Source organism: Actinomadura sp. NPDC000600, assembly GCF_040492135.1.
Taxonomy (GTDB): Bacteria; Actinomycetota; Actinomycetes; order Streptosporangiales; family Streptosporangiaceae; genus Spirillospora.
On record NZ_JBEUPD010000110.1, the window covers coordinates 1 to 1569 of the forward strand.

The following is a 1569-nucleotide window of genomic DNA, read 5'->3' on the forward strand; positions in this document are numbered from 1 at the left end:
ATCCCGAGGACGTCACGGGCCGGGCGAAGGTACGCGGTCCGCTGGAGGCCGCTCTGGCCGGCGGGCAGCGGCTGTACGGGCAGACGATGGACGGCTTCGACCTCGCCGTCGTCGACGAAGCCCACTCAACCACCGGTGATCTCGGGCGGCCGTGGGCGGCGATCCACGACAACAGCCGGATCCCCGCGGACTTCCGGCTCTACCTGACCGCGACCCCGCGCATCCTCGCCTCCCCCCGCCCGCAGAAGGGCGCGGACGGCCGGGAGCTGGAGATCGCGACGATGGCCAGCGACCCCGACGGCCCTTACGGTGAATGGCTGTTCGAGCTCGGGCTGTCGGAGGCCGTCGAGCGGGGCATCCTGGCCGGCTTCGAGATCGACGTGCTGGAGATCCGCGACCCCTCCCCCGCCCTCGGGGAATCGGAGGAGGCGCAGCGGGGCCGACGCCTCGCTTTGTTGCAGACGGCGCTCCTGGAGCACGCGGCGGCGTACAACCTGCGCACGGTGATGACGTTCCACCAGAAGGTGGAGGAAGCGGCGGCCTTCGCGGAGCAGTTGCCGAAGACGGCCGCGGAGCTGTACGTGAACGACGCCTCCGACGAGGACCTGGCGGCCGCGGGCCGGCTCCCCGCGTCGTCGATCGACGCGGAGTTCTACGAGCTGGAGACCGGACGGCACGTCCCGCCGAACCGCGTCTGGGCGGCGTGGCTGTGCGGCGACCACCTCGTAGCCGAGCGGCGCGAGGTGCTGCGGCAGTTCGCCAACGGCATCGACGCGGCCGGCCGCCGGGTACACCGCGCGTTCCTCGCGAGCTGTCGCGTGCTCGGGGAAGGCGTGGACATCACCGGCGAGCGGGGAGTCGAGGCCGTGTGCTTCGCCGACACCCGCGGCTCCCAGGTCGAGATCGTGCAGAACATCGGCCGGGCCCTGCGACTCAACCGCGACGGCACCACGAAGATCGCGCGGATCATCGTGCCCGTCTTCCTGGAGCCCGGCGAGGACCCGACCGACATGGTCGCCTCCGCCTCGTTCCGCCCCCTTGTAGCCGTCCTTCAGGGCCTGCGCTCGCACGATGAACGACTCGTCGAGCAGCTCGCCTCCCGCGCACTCACCAGCGGACAGCGCAAGGTGCACATCCGGCACGATGAAGAAGGGCGGATCGTCGGGGCCGACGGCGACGGCGAGGACCAGGAGCAGGACGACACCGACGCCGCTGCCGAGTCGGCCCTGCTCCACTTCTCCTCTCCCAGGGACGCGTCGACCATCGCGGCCTTCCTCCGCACCCGGGTCTACCGGCCGGAGTCCCTGGTGTGGCTGGAGGGCTACCAGGCCCTGCTGCGCTGGCGGGCGGAGAACGAGATCACCGGGCTCTGCGCCGTGCCCTACGACGTTGAGGTCGAAGTGGGGGTGACGAAGGCGTTTCCGCTTGGGCGATGGGTCCACCAGCAGCGGAAGGCGCTGCGGGCCGGGGAACTAGAGGAGCGGCGCAAGACCCTGCTGGACGCGCCCGAGGCCGGGATGGTGTGGGAGCCCGGCGAGGAAGCCTGGGAAAACAAACTCGCGGCCCTGC

At 71.3% G+C, this 1569-nt stretch carries 1 protein-coding gene; it reads left to right on the forward strand.

The genetic code is table 11. From position 1 onward, the window contains the following. Positions 1 to 1569, forward strand: a 1569-nt coding sequence (locus tag ABWI07_RS44025) for a DEAD/DEAH box helicase (protein WP_353822193.1), incomplete at both ends; no start/stop codon positions are given.